The sequence below is a fragment of the Methanobrevibacter sp. genome, assembly GCF_036307625.1.
Lineage (GTDB): Archaea > Methanobacteriota > Methanobacteria > Methanobacteriales > Methanobacteriaceae > Methanocatella.
The window spans coordinates 56428-75829 of record NZ_JAXJXF010000066.1 but is presented as its reverse complement, the minus strand read 5'-3'; the positions used below and the strand labels follow the sequence as shown (position 1 = coordinate 75829).

Annotated in this window: 19 protein-coding genes; 4 read left to right on the top strand and 15 right to left on the bottom strand. The window is 34.1% G+C overall.

The window, feature by feature from the left end; all coding sequences use genetic code 11:
* Positions 1-64: 64 nt before the first annotated feature.
* Together tmk and UIB65_RS04250 are read left to right on the top strand one after the other, a co-directional pair.
* Complete coding sequence (gene tmk / locus UIB65_RS04255; RefSeq protein ID WP_330039878.1) at positions 65-643, top strand: dTMP kinase; 579 nt, start codon at positions 65-67, stop codon at positions 641-643.
* A 4-nt stretch (positions 644-647) separates the two neighbouring features.
* A complete protein-coding gene (locus UIB65_RS04250) occupies positions 648-1196 on the top strand; it encodes a hypothetical protein (protein ID WP_330039877.1) in 549 nt (182 codons plus the stop codon).
* Here UIB65_RS04250 and mtaA read toward each other — a convergent pair.
* From mtaA to UIB65_RS04200, 10 genes are all read right to left on the bottom strand, one after another.
* The gene (mtaA, locus tag UIB65_RS04245; RefSeq protein ID WP_330039876.1) at positions 1186-2193 is read right to left on the bottom strand and encodes a methylcobamide:CoM methyltransferase MtaA; all 1008 of its coding nucleotides are present in this window, start codon (positions 2191-2193) and stop codon (positions 1186-1188) included. The genes UIB65_RS04250 and mtaA overlap by 11 nt on opposite strands.
* Positions 2183-3796, bottom strand: coding sequence for a methylamine methyltransferase corrinoid protein reductive activase (locus UIB65_RS04240; RefSeq protein WP_330039875.1), 1614 nt, complete (start codon positions 3794-3796; stop codon positions 2183-2185). The genes mtaA and UIB65_RS04240 overlap by 11 nt, the downstream gene beginning before the upstream one ends.
* Positions 3797-3802: 6 nt before the next feature.
* Positions 3803-4630 carry a methanol--corrinoid protein MtaC gene (gene mtaC / locus UIB65_RS04235; protein WP_330039874.1) on the bottom strand — a complete coding sequence of 276 codons (828 nt, stop codon included), beginning with the start codon at positions 4628-4630 and terminating at the stop codon, positions 3803-3805.
* An 11-nt stretch (positions 4631-4641) separates the two neighbouring features.
* Positions 4642-6027 (bottom strand): methanol--corrinoid protein co-methyltransferase MtaB, encoded by a 1386-nt coding sequence (gene mtaB, locus UIB65_RS04230; protein ID WP_330039873.1) that lies wholly within the window; start codon positions 6025-6027, stop codon positions 4642-4644.
* A 546-nt stretch (positions 6028-6573) separates the two neighbouring features.
* On the bottom strand, positions 6574-7512 hold the full coding sequence (gene mtrH / locus UIB65_RS04225) for a tetrahydromethanopterin S-methyltransferase subunit H (protein WP_330039872.1): 939 nt from the start codon (positions 7510-7512) through the stop codon (positions 6574-6576).
* A 565-nt stretch (positions 7513-8077) separates the two neighbouring features.
* The gene (locus tag UIB65_RS04220) at positions 8078-8287 is read right to left on the bottom strand and encodes a hypothetical protein (protein WP_330039871.1); all 210 of its coding nucleotides are present in this window, start codon (positions 8285-8287) and stop codon (positions 8078-8080) included.
* 1 nt (position 8288) lies between these two features.
* Complete coding sequence (locus UIB65_RS04215; protein ID WP_330039870.1) at positions 8289-9251, bottom strand: tyrosine--tRNA ligase; 963 nt, start codon at positions 9249-9251, stop codon at positions 8289-8291.
* Positions 9252-9259: 8 nt separating this feature from the next.
* Positions 9260-10315 (bottom strand): NMD3-related protein, encoded by a 1056-nt coding sequence (locus UIB65_RS04210; RefSeq protein WP_330039894.1) that lies wholly within the window; start codon positions 10313-10315, stop codon positions 9260-9262.
* 24 nt (positions 10316-10339) lie between these two features.
* Entirely contained in the window at positions 10340-10747 is a 408-nt protein-coding gene (locus tag UIB65_RS04205; protein WP_330039869.1) for a translation initiation factor IF-2 subunit beta, read from the bottom strand.
* A 131-nt stretch (positions 10748-10878) separates the two neighbouring features.
* Positions 10879-12882: a minichromosome maintenance protein MCM gene (locus UIB65_RS04200; RefSeq protein ID WP_330039868.1), complete on the bottom strand. Its 2004-nt coding sequence runs from the start codon at positions 12880-12882 to the stop codon at positions 10879-10881.
* Between the two features lie 137 nt (positions 12883-13019).
* Between UIB65_RS04200 and UIB65_RS04195 the strand changes: the two genes are divergently transcribed.
* A complete protein-coding gene (locus UIB65_RS04195; protein WP_330039867.1) occupies positions 13020-13439 on the top strand; it encodes a hypothetical protein in 420 nt (139 codons plus the stop codon).
* Here the strand turns inward: UIB65_RS04195 and UIB65_RS04190 are convergent.
* Positions 13436-14065: an SAM-dependent methyltransferase gene (locus tag UIB65_RS04190; RefSeq protein ID WP_330039866.1), complete on the bottom strand. Its 630-nt coding sequence runs from the start codon at positions 14063-14065 to the stop codon at positions 13436-13438. The two genes, UIB65_RS04195 and UIB65_RS04190, sit on opposite strands and share 4 nt — an antisense overlap.
* A 1-nt stretch (position 14066) precedes the next feature.
* Positions 14067-14606 carry a metallophosphoesterase gene (locus UIB65_RS04185; RefSeq protein ID WP_330039865.1) on the bottom strand — a complete coding sequence of 180 codons (540 nt, stop codon included), beginning with the start codon at positions 14604-14606 and terminating at the stop codon, positions 14067-14069.
* A 146-nt stretch (positions 14607-14752) separates the two neighbouring features.
* Between UIB65_RS04185 and UIB65_RS04180 the strand changes: the two genes are divergently transcribed.
* The gene (locus tag UIB65_RS04180; protein WP_330039864.1) at positions 14753-15844 is read left to right on the top strand and encodes a formate--phosphoribosylaminoimidazolecarboxamide ligase; all 1092 of its coding nucleotides are present in this window, start codon (positions 14753-14755) and stop codon (positions 15842-15844) included.
* Positions 15845-15860: 16 nt separating this feature from the next.
* On the opposite strand, the gene UIB65_RS04175 is transcribed toward UIB65_RS04180, so the two are convergent.
* The 3 genes from UIB65_RS04175 to UIB65_RS04165 form a co-directional block, all read right to left on the bottom strand.
* Positions 15861-16313: a hypothetical protein gene (locus UIB65_RS04175; RefSeq protein ID WP_330039863.1), complete on the bottom strand. Its 453-nt coding sequence runs from the start codon at positions 16311-16313 to the stop codon at positions 15861-15863.
* A gap of 17 nt (positions 16314-16330) precedes the next feature.
* The gene (locus UIB65_RS04170; RefSeq protein WP_330039862.1) at positions 16331-16699 is read right to left on the bottom strand and encodes a DUF5518 domain-containing protein; all 369 of its coding nucleotides are present in this window, start codon (positions 16697-16699) and stop codon (positions 16331-16333) included.
* A gap of 67 nt (positions 16700-16766) precedes the next feature.
* The gene (locus UIB65_RS04165) at positions 16767-19364 is read right to left on the bottom strand and encodes an ATP-dependent helicase (protein ID WP_330039861.1); all 2598 of its coding nucleotides are present in this window, start codon (positions 19362-19364) and stop codon (positions 16767-16769) included.
* Positions 19365-19402: the final 38 nt, after the last annotated feature.

Here is a 19402-nt window from a genome sequence, read left to right as displayed (position 1 = left end):
TTTTAAGTTATTCATTTATCTTTTTGTAATTAATTATATATTAAATTAAAACATATTCTATGTTATGTACATAGTATTTGAAGGAATTGATGGTGCCGGAAAATCAACTCAAATTCGATTATTGAAAGAATGGCTTGAAGCTAATGGATTTAGGGTTGAAACATTGGTCGAACCTACAGATTCTGAAGTTGGAAAACTGATTCGAAGAATTTTGCAGCGCCCTGATGCAACCACTGACCAGGTTCAAAAAATTTTAGGTTTGCTTTTTGCAGCTGATAGGATGTTGATGATGGATAAACTGGAAGATAAATCTAAAATAATCATTTCAGACAGGTCTTTCATATCTTCACTTGCATATCAGGAGCCTGCCGAGTGGATTGAAGTTCTTAACAGATATGCTAAAAAACCGGATTTATTGTTATTGCTGGATTTGGATGTTAAAAAGTCAGTTGCAAGAACATCTGGTGGAGATACTTTTGAAAATGAAACTTTTTTGGCTGGTGTTAAGGAGAACTATTTAAAATTGGCTGAAAATTATACCTGTGAAATTATTGATGCCAACAATGGTATAAATAAGGTGTCTTCAGACATTAAAAAAGCCGTAGCACCGTATCTTGGAATTTGTCCGGATTGTATAAGGTAATTGTATGCAGGAAATTATTGGACTATTGTCAAGTTTGGAGGGGGTTATTCGGGTTGAAAGATTAACTCCTGAAAATATCTTAAAAGTCATTGATTTTGAATCCAAACGTCGTGAAGAGTTAATCCCTCTTTTCAATAAAGGCATTCAGGAATGCTTTAAAAGGGATGTATCATTTGTTATCTTCAAAAAAGGATTTTTCAGACTACCTCCAACTCCGACTCTACTGTTAATGTTTGATGGTGAAGTTTTAGGTCATGATATTTTTACGGATTCCCAAAAAGAGGAATATCTGGATGACGAGGACGTTCAGTTTTTAAGTGATGATTTCATAATATTCAAGGATGTTCTGCATAATCATAATTTGGAAAAAGGCAATGAATATTTTGTTTTGCCTGCAGTACCTTTCCCTGAACTGGATGGATTTAATAATGTGTCTGAAGTTATATCCTCATCTCCATCAACGCCAAGTGATGAATATTTAAAAGAAGAATATGGCTTTGGCCAAGATTCTTCCATTGCAACTATTTTTGTTTCATTCAACATTAAAGATTAAAATATTCGTTTCGTTCATCGATTGCAGCTTTAATGTTGTCTAATGGGGTATTTGGAGCAATTCCACAACTTGGAGCTAGAATATCAATTCCATCATCGATTGCTTTTTTAACATCTCCTTTAACTTCATTTGAATTGCCGCTGAGCAATGTTTTTGAAGTTGAGATATTTCCGAGGATGACGCAATTGTCCTCAATTATTTCTTTTTGTGCTTGAGGAATGTCAACTGCCTCTTCAACACTGATTCCGTCAAATCCGCAGGTTGCCATGTCTTTGATAATAGGTTGTGTGGATCCACAGATGTGCAGTACTTTCAATACTTCAATGTAGTCAGCAAGATCTTCCAAATTAGGTTTTATTAATGATTTAAAATCATCTGGAGCTATTAATTCTGGAGATGCAGTCGGTTCGTTAACACATATTACGTCTGCGCCGTGATTTTGGATTTCTTCAATGTAGTCCATGCTTACGTCAACACAGTTTTCAACTGCAATTTCCACCTCTTCGATATCTGTTTTCATGTATCTTACAAGATTTTCAATTCCCAGAAGATGTCCTGTTAATGTGAATGGGCCTGTAATTCCAACAATTATTGGCAATTCCTCATATTTTTCTTTTAAAATATCAATAGCTTCTAAAACAACAGGTATTCTTCCTCTTTTGGTAAAATCGTCTGTAGCTTCAATGTCGTCAGCATATTCGAATGGTGAAATTTCAACCTCTGGAACCCTTTCGTTGCTTCCAAGATTGACGTCGCATCCCAATGCTTCGGCTTCTACAGTTAAACAGAATGGTAATCTTGCACATTCAAGTCCTGCAAGTTCGTATAATGAGCTTGCAAGAGTTGCCATTTGATTGGCATCCTGGTGTGCATCTGGCCATTTCAGTCCATAATGTTTCATTGCATCTATTGTTCCGAGTTGTGTTACACTTACAAAAGGTTTTCTTTCAACAGTTTGTCCTGTAAGTGCATTTTTAAGGTTTTCTTTATAATTCATTTTCATCACTTTTTTTGTAAAATTGATTGTATTTAAACACATTCTGTTTGCAGTTTCTAACGCATCTTAAACATCCAAGTCCTGAGCACAAATCGCTTCTCAGACTGAATTCATTTTTCTTTAATGACAATGCATTTTCCGGACATTTATTTACACATTCCATGCATGAAATGCAATCTTCAAAGGTTGTTTTCATTGTATTTGAAATGTTAATGCTTTTAATTGGTTTGTCTCCAGCATCTGATATGTCCTTTTCAAACAACCTATGAATTTTGGGGTTTTCCTCAAGTGGGGGCAATTCCTGATATTCGTATTTTGAAAGCCATTCTTCATACTTTTCAAATGGTAATCCTTCTTCATAAATCGCCAATTCCAGAGAATATATCTTTTCAAAAATTTCTGATGTTGCAAGCATTATATGATTGCTTTCAATATCGTCAGCTATCCGTTGCAGTTCATCAAGTAATTCTGGGTTTAATACGATGTCTTTTGCCATTGCCAATGAAGTGTTTCCTATTTGGAATACTTCTGTTGAGGATGGGGGGATTTGACCTATTTTCATGGACTTCAATGCATCAACATAAAATCCCGATGCTCCTGCCATATAAACAGAGTCAATATCGTCCAAATAAATGTCAGAACTTTCAGCCAAAGTCAATTCGGCAGCTCTGAATGCTCCCAATGCTTTTCCAATGTTTTTTATGTCATTTTTAGTTAAATAAATGTCATCTTGAAGATATATGTTTTCTTTAATTTCACCGTTTTCTATGATTCCATCTTCAATTCCAAGACAAAATGCCGCAATCACGCCGGTTCCTGTAATTCCGCAGGATGTCATGTCACTTTTTTCAATGGTGTTTCCATTGTTTGGATTGATTAAATCTCCATTTTGAACAAGCAAATTATCATCAAGGATTTTCATTCTCCAGTTATCTCCTTCTTTTGCAATGTCACAAATTGTGTTTGGGGAAGCCAGTCTTCCTTTTTCAATTGTCTGGCCTTCAATTGCAGGTCCAGCAGCTGCTGAAGCGGTGTAGATTTCTCCCTCAACAATCAATGCCATTTCTGCATTTGTTCCAAAGTCTATTATCAGTGAATCCTCATCTTTTTCAAGGGATCCTGATTTATAAAGCATTGCAAGAGCATCAGCTCCGATTTCATGCTTGATTGCAGGAGGGATATAGACATCGGTATCTGAAGGAACATCCAATCCTATTTCAGATGCCTTTATCTTTTTGGATTTTCTGGAAGGGGGTGTGATGTTTTGATTTTTCAGTGCATTTTCTCCCCAATATGCCAAATCCCTTATTTCAATATTGTTGAAAAGTGATAACTGAATCGGATTTCCGCAGACTGATAGTCTTTCAACATTTTCAACATCTAAGCTGTTTATGACTTTATTGATTGAGTCAATTAACAGTTTATGGGCTTGATTTTGTCCAACATCAATGGCAAAATGCAAATGATCAATTACATTTGCACCAGGCAAGGGATGTCTTAATGTGATTGCTGTAGATATTGTTTTTTTAGTGGTCAAATCATAGCTTTGGGCTCTGATGCCGCTTGTTCCAATATCTATTGCAATTCCAGTATGTTCTGCCATATTATCTTAGCTTGCATATTCTGATACGAATTCTCCAACAATGTCGCTGTATTCTTTTCTTAAATCTTCCCAATTTTTGTTGTCATTCAGGATTGCATCTGCCAATTTTGGAGTATGGTATGCTTCAACGCCATAAACGGTCATGTCCATTGTTTCCACATAATCTTTTCTGACTGCTCCACCACCGCATCCTATAGCAGGAACTTCAAGGCCGGCTTCCTTAAGTGCTTCAACAACTTTTGGAAATGCGGTCATTGTTGTGGTCATGAGTGCGGTACCTGTCATGAATAATGGATCATATTCTTTCACGGCTTCAACGACTCTTTGTGCTGCAACATCACGTCCTAAGTCAATTGCCTCAAATCCTCCGGCTCTTAAAAACATTAAAATTAGGTTTTTGCCTATGTCGTGAGGGTCTCCTTCAGCTACAAAACATACTACTGTTCCTTTTGTATCGCTTTTGTGGCCAAGGACTTTTTCACATTCCTTAACGCTTTCCATCATTGCATCTCCGGCAAGCATTAAATCAGGTAGGAAATAAACTCCTTTTGTATATAATGTACTTACTGCATCGATTCCTTTCATTAAAGCATTGTTGATAAGTTCTATTGGTGAATATCCTTCCTCAAGGGATTTTTTAACATCTTTCAATGCATTAATCTTGTCTTCGTATAAAATTTCCAGAGCTATTTTTCTGAATGGCTCTTCAGTTGGCAATATTTCTTTTACTTCAGGATAGTCTTCCGCTTTCATTGCAGCTCCTTCAGCAACAACATTGTATCTGATAGCTATTTTGTCTTGGCTTATCTTATCTTCCAAATCTTTATAACTCATTTCAATCCCTCTTATAATTCATAATTTTTAGGGTCGAAATCTTCAACTTTACGACCGTATCTTCTGACGCTACGTTTAATAAATTTAGCTGAGTCATCAGGCAATTTATTAAATGTTCTAATTGCACTGTTCAAACTGTCTTGTTCGAATCTTGTTAATTGTATCTTTTTAGCTTCAACAGCTTCGGTAATGATTTTTCCAACTTCCAATGCCGCTGCAATGCTTCTTAGATATGGGTCATCACCATATTCCACAATCGCTTCACCTATTCTGTATGCATTGTCATATGCTAATATTAATGCTTGGGGGTCTCTGTACTTGTCGGCTAAGGTGTATAAGTCCCTTAATGTTTTTTCTTCGCCGGTTTGGATTGAAGTATTCATTAAAGCAGCTTCAAATCCTGTTGCCTGAAGCCATACTTCAGGTGTAGTTCCGCCCATTTCTTCTCTGTGGTAAACTGATTCATTACTCCAGCAGTCGCAGATTCCTGCAATCAGGTTACCCATCAAATCTGAGTGTGCACACACTGCATTTTTACCTTCTGTTGCAATTGGAACTCCACTAATGGACTTGACTATTGGGTTTTCATATCCGCAATCTTTTAAAGGTCCTTTTGCACCACATTCAACAGCAACCAAACTGTTTGCTCCTCCAATACCTCTTGCAATTGAGGCAAGGGTATGTGAACAGTCTTTATCAAGCAATCCTCCAGCTAAAAACATTGCAGTATTGGATTGTGAACAGTTGGTGTCTCCTCCTGGAATTACATTGTGTTTGTTACAGATTTTTACAATCTCTTCCCACATGAATTCCATGTCTATGCTTCCTAAAACTCCAATACCGAACAGTATGGCCCTTGGATCTCCTCGTGAAATGCCATAATCGGAAACTGATTTTCCTCCAGTGGTTTCAATACAGATTATTGATGCTCCATTTTCACAGCATTCCTCGATGGATTCCATCACATTTTGATATTGTTCTGATGTCCTGTAGTTTGAGCCTTTTTCTTCGTCCCTGATGTCTGCAGGGGTTGCTTTAAGAGCTACCTTAATTCCATATTCGTCATGGAATTTTTCCAGAACTTCTACTTGTGCCTGGGTACATGCACCTGCCCATTCTGGATTTGAGGTCTGCTGAGCAATATGTTCTTGTTCTATGATGAAAGAAGGAAGACCAATATTTAAGGCTCTTTGACATGCACTTATTGTTATGTTTCTGCATTCTGCAACCATACTTTCCATGGAATTTTCGCTGCCTTCTTTGGGAGCTACTTTTATTATTGGGTTTACATATCCTGCTCCAATTTCCATATCATATTTTGTTTTTACAGGATGTTTTGCAAATCCAAAAACCATGTCGTCTGGATTTTCATATTCCATTTTTGTAAATCGTTTCATACAATCACCTACAGTTAATTAAAAGTAATTTCTTATAGTATATAAATGGGCTTGATTTTTCAAGTAAGGTTGATATTTTTTTACAATATCTCTGTTTTTCATATTTCTTATTTCGTCTTATTTTTTTAAAAAATTGATTAAAAATAATATTTAATTTATAAAATAGATTTTATAATGTTTTTTTGGATTCTATTTGATTTTATTAATTTTCATTAAAAAAATTACTGACATAAATTCTATTTGAACTTTTATAAATTGTGTTTAAAAAATAAAGTATGTTTGATAAAGTTGTTGCATATTAAATGTCAAAGAATTGGCTAATGATATTCTATTCAATTGAAAACTGAACTCTGGTGGCGAAATTAAAACTAAAAATTAGAAATGTTGGTGGATTTTTGGTTAAATTTTAAATTGGGGCACTGGAGGTGCTTGCTCCAGTGCTTTTCGGTATTTTTTGGATTAATGTTTAAGATTTGCAATATCACTTTTGAGGATATTTTGGAACAAATCGATGTTGAGGTTTGAAAATGCATTAACAATTGATAATTATACTAACTTGTTCATAGGGTGGTAATCTACAGGTTCTGTTCCTAAAGGTTTTGCAGCTTCGGATATGAACATGTCTGTTTGTGCTACTGCAGGAAATGCGATGCTTGCATTTTCAATAGGTCCAAAGAGAACAAAATCTCCTGCGCACATTACCTGAACAATGTTTGCACCGATATCACAAACAGTGAATGCGGTTTTGTTTCCTTCTTTTTTGTAATCTCTTAACCAGTCCCATGCGGACGGTACATTGTGAATTCCTGATCCTACAGGATATCCCCATTTTGCTTTTTCAGCAAATGAAGTTCTCGCAGCGATACCTGCACCCTGACCTAATGGAGTAACTGCAGTGTCCATCATGAATTTGTCGATTCCACACTCTGCAGCTACTTCAAGTAAACCTTTTTCATATGCACCGTCGTCTCCATCTTCCCACATGGCCATTTTTCCTTCAACTGTAGCATTCATTGGGTTGAATCCTAAAATAATTGAAGCAGAAATGTTGGTTTCAGCAAGGGCATCTAATTCAGATTTATCTGCTGCCATGTTAATGGAGTTATAGATTGCTCTTTCTGTTAATCCGGTTTCATCAGCGTACTGCGCACCAGCAACTCTTGCATCACCGGATGTAGAATCTATAAGGAATGGAGCATCACAAATTTCTCCAATATATTCAATATATTTTGGAAGTGCTTCAACGGTTTGTCCGAAAACTTGTACAATGTAAGGATTACCGGTAACGTCGGAAATAGATGCCATGTCATTTACTAATGTTTCAGCTCTACTTTTGTCGAAGTCACCAGTTAATTCATCATTTATGATGTTGTGTCCACCATAGAAAATAGTTCCTGCTAGAACGGTCGGATATTCTCCAGGTTGTCCACCCATTTTGACTCCTGCGAAGTCAAAAATTTCTTGTTCTTTATCAAATTTAAACATTTAATTTAACCTCGTTTATTATGACTTAACTAATTCATTTTAACTTTATTAAAATTCAAGTTAAGTCTAACTAATTGTTTTTATTTAGATATATATAAACTTTACTGAAAATTTTATAATATTTTTAATAAGATTTAATTAACTGTTTAATTGTAAAAATATTTTTTGTAGGGCTTTGTTTTTGACAAATATTTATTACATATAAAGTATACTTGATGATAAGTCTAAATAACTTTTATTTTATGATTTCCTTTAATTTATCTAAAAATAAATTATTATCCATATTTAATCATGATTATTTTCCAAATTCATTGATTTGAGCAATAATTTAAAAAATAACTTGTTTGAAATCATATTAATTAAAATAACTGGTTTTAATTTATAAAATTATATTTTAGGACATTAAAAATGAGTATGTAAAAAAATGATTTAATCAAATCGTTTTTGTCTAAAATTAGTTTGATAATGATTTTGAATTAAAAAAACAATTTAACATTCCAAAAGCTAATTTGGGGATTATGTTGAATATGGGAATTGTTTCAAAAAATAAAGTATGTGGAGAAATCTATTCTCCTGATAATTCTTTTATTCTTTCACGAATTGCATTTTCTAAAAATTCTCTTGCTTTAACAAGCTCATCATATTCACCTATTAATTTAGGTCCGAATTCTGTTTGTTCTAATTTAATATCGAATTTTTCAAAAGCATGTGCAAGCATTTGTTCGCCAACACCATTTGGCAAACCCATTTCAAACTCTTCTTTTTCTTCAACCATTTTAGTTTTCCTCCATGTATTCTCTTACAGGAGCAAAGAATTCAATTAAGAAATCTTTAATTCCATTTTTTAAATCCATTGGATGTAAGTTACCTTCACTAAAGTCTTTGATTAATTCATCGTGGGTTAATTCGATGTCTCCTCCGAATTTTTCAGGTCTTTTGATAAGTAAAGTATCTTGATTTGGGAAAACAAAAGTTTCTGCAATTTCAATAATCGGGTTGTCATTGACTTCTCCTTGTGGGCAAAAGCTTTTTTTGATTTTTTTAGTGATTTCTTCAACGGAATCGTCTACAGCTATGTAGTTTCCTTTACTGGAAGACATTTTAGCATCACCGTCAAGACCGTGCAATAATGGGGTGTGAATACAGACAGGTACGTTTTCGCCTATTTTTTCTAAGTTTTCACGTGCCAACATTTGGATTTTTCTCTGTTCCATTCCACCAAGCGCAACATCAACATCTAATGCAGCCATATCCACAGTTTGCATAATTGGATAAATAACGCTTGCTACTTTTGGGTTGTCATCAGCACGACTTACTTGATCCATACTTCTTCTGGCTCTTTTCAAAGTGGTCATTGTTGCTAATTGGTAAACTTTATCTGTATAATCAGGTTCCAATTGGAAAGAAGAACCGTAAACATATTTGGTTGTTTCATCAAGCCCTAATGCTTGGAAACATTTTTTGTTGTATTCTGCAGTTTCTGCAATTTCTTCAACAGTTCCTTTTCCATTTAAAAATGCGTGATAATCTGCAAGAAGGATTTTAATTTTAAAACCTAAACTTTGTAATTGTTTTAATTTTTGCACGGTTACTGCATGTCCTAAATGGATTTTACCTGAAGGTTCATAACCTGTATAAGCTATAGGTTGTTCTTTTTTAAGAACTTCTTTTAATTCTTCGATATCTATAATCTCTAAGGTTCCTTCTTCAATTAATTGAATTTTTTCTTCAATATTCATTTTATCACTTAATTTATTAAATAAATGTAATCATCAATTTTAATTAGCTTAATTTCTTCTCCGATATTATAATCTTCAAATCCTTCTTTCATTTCCAAATCTACAGCTGAATAATCGCTTGGATCTAGGATTTGAATCATTTTTGGAGATTTGGATATTATTGTTGTAGTTTCAATTTCTTCTTCTTTTTTAACAAGCTCTACCTTTTCCATATTCTTTAAAGGGATTGTGAACTGTTTATTATCTTTTGCAATGTCAATACAGATAATTCTATTTTTATCGATGTCGTGAACTTGTGAAATTCTATTTTCATATCTGATAAAGTCTCCTATTTCAAATTCGGGAATTCTTACTGAAATCCAAATTCTGTAAAGTCCTTTTCCTGTAGACTTGTCTTCACTGATGAGCCTTGGAGATTCTTTAATAACTCCTCCAAATTCATCCTTCAATGCTTCGGCCACTTTTCTGCCGGATTTCAATGAACCTATGTAATAATCATATCCTTCTTTTAATCTAGCTATTTGCGGACAATATGCAAGTTTGTCTTTTTTGCTTTGTTTGATTAATGTTCTTTCAACAATTTCATCTGCTTTTGCATATTCCTCTTTTTTAATTTCTCTACTGTCTGCTCTGAATTGAATAACGGATTCATAATATCCTGCCTGCAATTTACTGCAAGTTGGGCAGACAGTTTTTAATATTTTTACTTCGCTGTCATGTGTTTCCTCAAGTTGTTCTCCATAAACTTCTCCAACAACTTCAACATAACAGCTGGCAATTGTTCCTTTCATTGAATCAATTTCAAGGTTGATTATTTCATTTGAAACTTCATCAGCTATTTGGATGTTTCTTTCGAGTGCTCTGTAGATGATTTCTTCTTCTGGAATGTTTTCCTCACTCCATTTACCTTCCTCAAGTTTACTGTTACAATGGCTGCAAATCTGAACTTCAATACGTTCAGGTATTTCAATCATCTGAAAATCTTTTAAAAAACAGTCTATGCAGATGTTTCCAATCATCTTTTTTTCAGTACTTCCGCACTCTACACAAAACATGTTATCAATAAAAAATAAGTAAAAAAGGTAAAATTATAATGATTTTAAAGGTGCTGTTGCACCGCATGCAGCACATTTAAGTAAGAATATTCTACCTTCTCTGATAATTCTTGTATCTGGTCTGTTACATTCGTGACAAATAACATATTTGTCCACATAATCTTCAATTCTTTCATTAATTAGGTAATGAGTAAATTTACCTTGTAAAATTGCTCTTTGACCTTCAATATTTCCGGCAGTACCTAATTCTCTCATTAAGAATTTTAATAAGTGTTGTGGGTCTCTATTTAAACCTTCTGCAACATCTTTAAAGTTTTTAATGAATGTTCTATTACCTTGGATATCTGAATAAGCTTTAGGAATTTTAAATCTTTTGTGTTCAAATACTTCTGGAGGTAATTGGTCTATTGCTCTTTCTAATAATTCTTCGTATTTATCCATATTATCTCTCCGTAAAAAATTAGTATAAGTATAATATATTAAATTTTATTTTAATCCTTTATTAATGTATTGTTGTTTTGGAAAATTTTTTTAAAAAAAATAGTTAAATAAAAATAAAAAAATTAAAGAGTTTAGGAAACTCTTCTGAAATATCCAGTATTCGGTTCGTAAATCACACCTTTTTGCCTTAAATTGCGAACAATGCTTTCAACTTTATCTTCACTTATTCCATATTTTTCATTCATATTTGATATTAAAACATTTAATGGTGCATTTCCAGCATATTCTTCTTCTAAAAGTGCAATTTCTTCAGTAACTCTTTGTATTTTATCTCGATCTGATTTAGGTGTTCTTCCTTCCATTACCTCAATATCCATCTCTCCGGTTTCAGGGTCAACACCAACTTCCTTGAGACATGCCATCTGTAAGGCTACAGCCTTTTGTGCATCTTCCTTATCTACTGTTTCTTTGAGTTTTATTTTAGCGCTTGCTTCTGATAAACGGATAATAGCTTCCAGTTGTCTTGCAGTAATTGGAACTGCTGCTTGCTCTTCAGGATTACTGTTCCTGGTGTCCACATAGAAATTTCTTAAAACTTCCATTGCTTCATCAGTCAAATGAGGATTCACATTTTTACGGGCATATGCAATGTATTTTCTAAGTAATTCTGGTTCTATTTCATAATCTACTGTATTTGACTGGTGTATTTTCAGGATGTGGTCTGCTAATTTCGCATCTCCCTCTCTGGTTGGCTTGTCTTCTACAACAAAGATTAAATCGAAACGGGAAATAATCGGTGCAGGTAAGTCAATTTGTTCTGCAAGGATTTTATATCTGTCAAATCTACCAAACTTAGGGTTTGCCGCTGCAAGAACTGAGCATCTTGAGTTTAATGTTGCCATGATTCCTGCTTTAGCAATACTTACAGTCTGTTGTTCCAGTGCTTCGTGAAGTGCAGATCTGTCTTCAGACCTCATTTTGTCCAGTTCGTCAACACATACGTTTCCTTGATCCCCAAGCACTAATGCACCTGCTTCAAGAGACCATCCTCCAAGTTCATCTCTGACTGCTGCTGCAGTTAAACCCGCACCTGTAGTACCTTTACCACTTGTATAAATACTTCTGGGCGCTAATCTTGATACGTATTTCAATATCTGTGATTTACCTATACCTGGATCCCCTACTATGAGGATATGAATGTCTCCTCTTAATTTGGTTTCATCTTCCAGTTGCTTTGCGGCTCCTCCGAAGAGCTGTAATGCAATAGCTTCCTTTACTTCACGATATCCTCTAATTGAAGGTGCTGTGGATTTGATTATTTTTTCATAAATTTTAGGGTCTTTTGATAATTCAATAATTTTTTCTTCGTCTTCTTCAGATAAGTGCAATTCTTCAAATTCCTGTTCTAATGCTTCAATATGATTCACATAAATATAATTTTTGAATTTACCACTTCTTTCTTCTCTGAATGTTTTTAATGTTCCGGTAATTCTTACTTTATCTCCCGGATTTAATTCATCTACTAAATCATCTTCCAATACCATTAGCATTTGCTTTGGTTCTGTTCCTCCGGATAAATTTTCCAAAGGCTCTTGCATTCTAGCGGTTTGGGTGTCTATGTACTTTGATTCTTCTTGAAGCAATCTGAAGGATCGTCCACCACATTCACTACATAATGATGGTTCTATAATGGTATTGCTTGAAGTCTGTTCAACTTCATGCAATCTCATACAGCCCCTACATTCAAATACTCCAGTTTCAATACGTGGTCTTATTTCATCAGTTTTTCTTACAATGCCATCAGCTGCAACAAAAGTTCCAATATACTTACTTAATAATGTTTTTAAAGGAATTATGTTTGTAAGATTTTCAAATCGGATGTGTATGTCCGCATCTTTTACAAGGGGGTCTATGTTTTTAATAGCTATTTGTGCTGCTTGAATAACCTCTTCAGGTTTATCAATTAATAAATCTGCTAAGTCAGGATCGAATATTTCCAATGCATTATAATCTACATTGAGTGATCTTTCATCAGGGTATTTTTCAAGTATTTCAAAAACATCGTCCTTGTATGAAGTTGAAAAAAATTCTTCAAATTTTGCAATTGATGTTTGTGATTTAGCAGTAGAATTCATTATCTATATTATTATTTTTTCATACTTTAAAAATTATTGTATCAGAGCATATGATAACTAATAGTATTGGTAAATGTTAAATAGTAAAATTAATAATAATACTTATATACAAAAATTTTTTTTATTTTGAGGGTATTATGAGGAAATCTAGACTAAGCATATTCAAATCAACTTCAATGTTAATTTCTGTTGTTGGAATCATCATGATTATTTCAACAATTATTGTTGTAGCTTATGTAGGATATAGTATGGTTTCGGAAGGTATTACAGATGGAATATCTTCAGGTACCCAATATGATGACCTTGCAGAGTTAAAATCATCATATTCTAATTTGTCCGCCAAGTTTGAGAGTGTCAAATCTACTTATTATGCTGGTGGTGCTAATGACATTAAGGTTTATAATGATGCAAAACTAGAGTTATCTAGAGCTAATTCAGCTATTGAAAACGTTCAAAGTGCTTTAGATGCTGGTAAACCATCTAATGAAGTGGACAGTAGGATTGATTTCGCTAAAAAGGAACTTCAATCCGCTAATGATGCCTACAATAAACTTTAATTTCTTTTTTTTCTATTTTTTGGTTTATACTCCAAGCCTACTACATACATTTCAGAACTTTTTTTACGTGAGGATGCTGGTTTGGTTGTCCTGACATGTCTGAATTTTCCTTTAAGGGAATCTAACATTGATTTATATTCGGGACCTTGGAAAACTTTCATTACCAGATTTCCTTTTTCTTCAAGAATATTCTCGGCTATTTCAATAACCACATTTACCAAATCAATTGATCGTAATTGGTCTATATTTTTAATTCCGCTAAGGGATGGTGATGCATCGGACATTACAACTTTTGCCTTTCCTCCGATGATGTCCATAATCTTTTCTTGAACTTCAGGAGTTGTAAAATCTCCTCTTATTCCATAATAATTTTCTTCATGGAACTTTTTGAATCTGTTCAGGTCCACACCAACAACTATTCCTTCTTCTCCAACTTTTTCCAATGCGACCTGTGACCATCCACCGGGAGCCGCCCCTAAATCTACAACGGTGTTTCCTTCCTTTATGATTTTATATTTTTTATCTAATTGTTTAAGTTTATAAGATGCTCTTGAACGGTAATCCTCTTTTTTTGCTTTTTTATAATATGGATCATTATGTTTTTCCATTTGCCATTTGCTTCCCATTTCAATCCCTCTTGTATTGGTCAAAATCCAGAGCACTGCATACTGGAGCCCCAATTTTTATAATTTCGACATCCACTTCTTTATTATTGATTTCAAGTATCATTACGGTTCTGTCTGCAAGTCTTGGTACAATTGGACTTCCTGGATTTAGCAATAATACTCCATCTGTTTGCTCTATTTTTGGTTGGTGGGAGTGTCCTGTAATTAATATGTCAACATCCAGTTCCCTAGCAAGATAAACCAGTTGCTGTGTGTCTGCTCTTGGATAAACTTCCCCATGTGCAATTCCAATTTTTAGCCCTTCAGCTTCAATGACTTTTGCAACAGGTAGATTAATTCCATTGACCCTATCCATATTTCCTTGAATTGCAATAACCGGAGCTATTTTTTCCAAATCTTCTATTACTTTTAGTGAAGTCAAATCGCCTGCATGCAATATCAAATCAACTTCACTAAATGCATCAAATACTTTTTGAGGTATTTCCTTAGCTCTATCTGGGATATGTGTGTCTGAAATTAATCCTATTAACATTTTTTTCAACCTTTAATAATTCAATAAAAATATAGTCTTATTATTTGTAATTTCTCACTTTAATATTTTTTTTAGAATTCATTCATGAATAATAAAAAATATTATAAATTCCTAAAAACATATATAATATCATCATTCTTTGAGGAGAAGATAAAATGGGAGAAGTTAAAAAGGAAGATATTTTAGATATTTTATCTGGATATGACAAAAGTGAAATCACAATAGCTACTCTCGGAAGCCACACTTCTTTACATATTTTGCAAGGTGCTAAAGAAGAAGGGTTTAGAACAGCTATCGTATGTCAAAAAGGTCGTGAAATTCCATATCAACGTTTCGATGTCGCTGATGAATATATTATTGTCGATGAATTCAAGGATATTGTCAATGAAGATGTTCAGCAAAAACTTAGGGATATGAACGCAATTGTTGTACCTCATGGATCTTTTGTTGCTTATGCCGGATTAGATAATGTTGAAGATAAATTCAACGTTCCGATGTTTGGAAATAGGGATGTACTTAGATGGGAAGCAGAAAGAGATAAGGAAAGAGCTTTGCTTGTTGAAGGTGATGTAAGAATACCTTTCAAATATAATGGACCTGATGAAATTGACAGACCTGTTATGGTCAAGTTCCCTGGTGCTAGAGGCGGTAGAGGTTACTTTGTAGCTTCATCTACAGAAGAGTTCAATTCAAAAATTGATGCTATGAAAGCACGTGGATGGTTAGAAGACAGTGATGTTGAAGCAGCTCACATTGAAGAATACGTTTCAGGATGTAATTACTGTATACACTATTTCTACTCTGCACTTGATGATTCTGTAGAATTGATGGGTATGGATACAAGATATGAATCCAGTATTGACGGATTTGTAAGAATGCCTGCAAAAGATCAATTGGACATTGATTTGAGTCCTTCTTATGTTGTAACTGGTAACCATCCTGCGGTAATTCGTGAATCTTTACTTCCACAAGTATTTGATATTGCAGATAAATTAACAGAAAGTGCTAAAAAATTAGTTGCTCCTGGATTAAACGGTCCTTTCTGTATGCAAACATTAGTCAATGATAATCTTGAAGTAATCTGTTTTGAAATCAGTGCAAGAACTGATGGTGGAACAAATACATTTATGGATGGTTCTCCTTACTCCTACTTAACATACGGCAAACCAATGAGTATGGGTAGAAGAATTGCTTTAGAAATTAAACGTGGTATAGAAAGAGATGAATTAGAAAAAATAATAACATAATTTAGTTATTATTTTTTTATTCTTTTTTTGAAATTTTACTTAAAAGACCTTTATTTTCTTTTTGGGGTTCTTTAGTGTTTTTGTTTTTCTTTTTGTTTTTGCCTATTTTCTGCTTTTTTTCGTATTCTTCTTTTGCTTTTACACGGCTTCTTTTTGCCCATGCACCAATGACTGCAACAAGCATACCAACAATGAGGATTGCAATTATCATGGTTATTCTTCCTTGTTCTGTTGGTGGTACTTCTTTAAATACTCCATCTAATGCAAGGTACATTACTGGTGTTGATGCAAAAGCTCCAAGTAGTGCTGATGTTTTTATATTTGGCGCATTGTATCCCACATACAAAAATCCGATTGATGCGAATGCATAAAGGAATTCGCTATACATTGATCCCAATATTACAAATCCTGCAGCTATTGCCGCTCCAAATACTAGTGATTTAAAGTTATAATTAGTGAATTTTCTCATTTTATTTCTCCAAAAACTTATTTCTTAGAAGCTATTGCTCCTCCTATGGCTCCTGTTATTCCCATGACAATTGCATAATAAAGTAACTCTTCGATAATTGCGAGAATACTTACTATGCTGGATGTTGTAAATCCAGTAAGGCCTCCAAATACTCCCATAAAGCTTCCGCCAATTGTTGTGGTCAGTATGAATAGTATTGCACAGACAATTGTACCTAATGCACCGGCAAGGGCTGCATTCCATAAGCCTCCAAGGGCTCCATCATGGGCAATATATCCGGTAATGAATCCAATAATTAATAATCCAATAAAATCATAATGTGCAAAGAATGATTGAACAATTACAGATAATATAAAACCTATAATTACTGCTCTCCATTTTGTCATGATTATCACCTTTAGTCAATATTTAATATTGTTCATGAGAGTATTTAATTTTTTTTAGTTTGAATGTTCAATATATGTCTTTTAATTTATCTCTAATTTGATCTAAAATAGCTTGATGCATTCTTTTTGTAAATTCTGCCTTATCATTTTGATTCAATACATCTAGATATCCTTGAGATATTAAATTAAATGCAAATGGGCTTGGTATAACAGTATTTATTGTTTTCACTTCCATTTCTTCTGAAGCAACCCATTCGATTATTTTCAAAGCATTTTTAACATCCATATAGTCTTCCAATGCTTCCCTTCTGGCCTCTTTTAAAATTGAAAAATTTTCATCCATTTCCTGCACGAATTTTAATAGTATTTTTCCCCTGACCTGTTGGCGTCCGACAGATTTTGACTCTCCCTTGTATCTTCTTAAGGTCATTAATGATCGTCCGGCACAATGTCTGAATCTTGAAGCCAGTGTTTCGGTTTTATTTAATGATTGTGACAGTATGTTTTCAAAGTTTTCGGGGGTTAATTCCCTAAATGACTCCAGCCCACCGATTTTGCCATCTGAACTTAAATAAAAACCGTTGTCTGATATTGAAATGGTGACATTAATGTTGTATCTTTTGGCAACTATGTATGCAACTGCTCTTGAAAGAGCATCATTAACTTTCCTGCCGAACAGGGAATGGAATATTACGAATCGTCTTCCTCCAAATCCTTTGTAATATTCGATTAGTAAAAGCTGATTGCTTGGTATTTTTGCATATTTGAACTGCTCTACAAAATATTCATATATTGAATTTGCTGCAAAATCCTCAACATAGAGATATTCATGAATGAATTCCATTATCTCTTCTTTACTTCTTCTGTATCTAAATTTGACATCCATGTGTGCTCTAAATCTTTGGATATCCATTGCCAAATCAAAAGATAATGGTAATTGCTGTGAAAACCATGAAGGGATTGTTGGAGGTCCCATTGCTGGAGTCACGTTGATTGTCATTCCCTTTCCATAGTTGAATCTGTATGTATTTCCTCCAAGAACGAATGTATCTCCTTTTTTAAGCCTTTCCATAAAGTCTTCTTCGATTCTTCCAACGGTTTCACCATCGCATTTAACCAAAACACCAGAACTGTCAGGTATTGTACCTATATTTGTTGAATAAAGCATTCTTGCTAGCTTTCCACGCTTTCCAAATGTATTTTTCTCATAATCAATCCAAATTTTGGCGTAAACATATCTCTCTTCAAGTTCAGGATACTCTCCAGCCATATAACTTAAAACATCCTCATAATCATCTCTTGTCAGGTCTTTGTAGCAATAACTTTTTTTGATGACTTCATAAGCGTAATCAATATCCCATGGATTTTCAATGCTCATTCCATAGATATGCTGTGCCAACACGTCCAGACAATTGGTAGGTATGTTTATTCTGTCGATTTTTCCTTCTTTAGCGTTTTTAAGCAAAACTGAGCATTCGACTAAATCATCACGGTCAGTTACAATAATCCTTCCTCGAGATTTTTCATGCAGCCTATGTCCACTTCTTCCAATTCTCTGCAATGCTCTTGCAACGGATTTCGGTGAATTTATCAATACGACTAAATCAATGTATCCTATATCAATTCCAAGTTCGAGAGATGTTGATGAAACTACTGCTTTTAGTTTTCCCTCCTTTAATTTATTTTCTGTTTCAAGACGCACTTCCTTTGAAAGTGATGAATGGTGAGCCATTATGTTTTCATTGTTGTAGTGCATTGGATACATTTTCTTTAAATTATAAACAAAGCGCTCCGTACCGCTTCTGGTGTTCGTAAATATTAATGTTGTTTTATTTTCCCAAATTAGGTCATCAAGTAGGTCATACATTCCAAGTCTGGTATCTTCCTCATCTGCTAGTACAATATCACTTACCGGACACATTACTTCCATGTCCAATTCCTTCAAGTAATCGATTTTGACAATTTTGCAGTTTCTTTCAATGCCATATTCATATCCTACAAGAAATTTGGCCACCTCTTCAAGAGGACTAACAGTTGCAGATAGTCCGATTCTGGTAAAATTTCCGATTAGGTGCTGTAATCTTTCAAGGGATAAGCTTAAATGAACTCCTCTTTTGTTTTCAGCCAATGAATGGATTTCATCAATAATTACATATTTCACATTGCTTAATTTTTCCCTGAATTTTGGAGCTACCAGTAAAATGGATAATGTTTCTGGGGTGGTTATAAGAATGTGTGGTGGCTTTTTAAGCATTTTCTGTCTTTGGTATTGAGTAGTATCTCCCGTACGTACTGCTTTTCGAATTCCCAGTTTTTTTCCGGCAATCTTTTCTATGCCTTCTAAAGGTTCATCCAGATTTTTTTCGATATCATTGTCCAGAGCCTTCAACGGTGAGATGTAAATGCAGTAAACTTTGTCTTCCAGTTTGTCTTTTTCAGCAAGTGTTGTCAATTCACTAATGACCGATAGAAATGCAGTTAATGTTTTACCTGATCCGGTTGGTGATGATATTAGAATGTTGTTATTTTTGTGTATGTCAATGATTGATTTTTTTTGAGCAGGTGTAAAATCATCAAATTGTTTATCAAACCACTGTTTCACCCAAGGGTGTAGGGTTTTGTAGATTTGTTTTTTTGAATAACTTTTTGTCTGCTCTTCAATCATTATCAGTTCCTCTTTTTTAATGATTCGATTACTTTTAA

What these genes read in the sequence shown, in the direction of transcription:
- tmk (WP_330039878.1), top strand. Translation starts at nt 65, where the DNA reads ATGTACATAGTATTTGAAGGAATTGATGGTGCCGGAAAATCAACTCAA.
- UIB65_RS04250 (WP_330039877.1), top strand. Translation starts at nt 648, where the DNA reads ATGCAGGAAATTATTGGACTATTGTCAAGTTTGGAGGGGGTTATTCGG.
- mtaA (WP_330039876.1), bottom strand. Translation starts at nt 2,193, where the DNA reads ATGAATTATAAAGAAAACCTTAAAAATGCACTTACAGGACAAACTGTT.
- UIB65_RS04240 (WP_330039875.1), bottom strand. Translation starts at nt 3,796, where the DNA reads ATGGCAGAACATACTGGAATTGCAATAGATATTGGAACAAGCGGCATC.
- mtaC (WP_330039874.1), bottom strand. Translation starts at nt 4,630, where the DNA reads ATGAGTTATAAAGATTTGGAAGATAAGATAAGCCAAGACAAAATAGCT.
- mtaB (WP_330039873.1), bottom strand. Translation starts at nt 6,027, where the DNA reads ATGAAACGATTTACAAAAATGGAATATGAAAATCCAGACGACATGGTT.
- mtrH (WP_330039872.1), bottom strand. Translation starts at nt 7,512, where the DNA reads ATGTTTAAATTTGATAAAGAACAAGAAATTTTTGACTTCGCAGGAGTC.
- UIB65_RS04220 (WP_330039871.1), bottom strand. Translation starts at nt 8,287, where the DNA reads ATGGTTGAAGAAAAAGAAGAGTTTGAAATGGGTTTGCCAAATGGTGTT.
- UIB65_RS04215 (WP_330039870.1), bottom strand. Translation starts at nt 9,251, where the DNA reads ATGAATATTGAAGAAAAAATTCAATTAATTGAAGAAGGAACCTTAGAG.
- UIB65_RS04205 (WP_330039869.1), bottom strand. Translation starts at nt 10,747, where the DNA reads ATGGATAAATACGAAGAATTATTAGAAAGAGCAATAGACCAATTACCT.
- UIB65_RS04200 (WP_330039868.1), bottom strand. Translation starts at nt 12,882, where the DNA reads ATGAATTCTACTGCTAAATCACAAACATCAATTGCAAAATTTGAAGAA.
- UIB65_RS04195 (WP_330039867.1), top strand. Translation starts at nt 13,020, where the DNA reads ATGAGGAAATCTAGACTAAGCATATTCAAATCAACTTCAATGTTAATT.
- UIB65_RS04190 (WP_330039866.1), bottom strand. Translation starts at nt 14,065, where the DNA reads ATGGGAAGCAAATGGCAAATGGAAAAACATAATGATCCATATTATAAA.
- UIB65_RS04180 (WP_330039864.1), top strand. Translation starts at nt 14,753, where the DNA reads ATGGGAGAAGTTAAAAAGGAAGATATTTTAGATATTTTATCTGGATAT.
- UIB65_RS04175 (WP_330039863.1), bottom strand. Translation starts at nt 16,313, where the DNA reads ATGAGAAAATTCACTAATTATAACTTTAAATCACTAGTATTTGGAGCG.
- UIB65_RS04170 (WP_330039862.1), bottom strand. Translation starts at nt 16,699, where the DNA reads ATGACAAAATGGAGAGCAGTAATTATAGGTTTTATATTATCTGTAATT.
- UIB65_RS04165 (WP_330039861.1), bottom strand. Translation starts at nt 19,364, where the DNA reads ATGATTGAAGAGCAGACAAAAAGTTATTCAAAAAAACAAATCTACAAA.